The organism is Salmonella sp. SAL4457 (genome assembly GCF_046548235.1).
GTDB lineage: Bacteria > Pseudomonadota > Gammaproteobacteria > Enterobacterales > Enterobacteriaceae > Salmonella > Salmonella enterica.
Genome location: NZ_JBGDZO010001221.1, coordinates 1 through 241, shown reverse-complemented (window position 1 = coordinate 241; position 241 = coordinate 1). Strand labels below are relative to the sequence as shown.

General features: G+C 59.3%; 1 protein-coding gene. It reads right to left on the bottom strand.

Annotated features, from left to right (window positions below; genetic code table 11):
* Window positions 1–241: hypothetical protein (locus ACLJNW_RS28065; protein WP_410961893.1), on the bottom strand; the 241-nt coding region annotated here is incomplete at both ends.

The window sequence follows — 241 nt, the reverse complement described above, 5'->3', positions numbered from 1 at the left end:
CAGTACCTCTTGTCTTCGTCTGGCGAGGCGCTCTTGGCGACGTCCACCTGCCCGACCATTGCCAGGAGGCGATCTCTTGCGGCTTCTGGAGCGTGGCCAGGTCTTTCCAGCAAGTCGCTCGCAGCGAATAGGGAGTTGTACGCGTAGCCAGCAATCAATCCCCGCTCGTCTCCCTCCTCCACCATTTGCACGATCTCGGCGCAGGACTTGTTCCCTGCAATCATGAAAGCAAGCGCAGAAC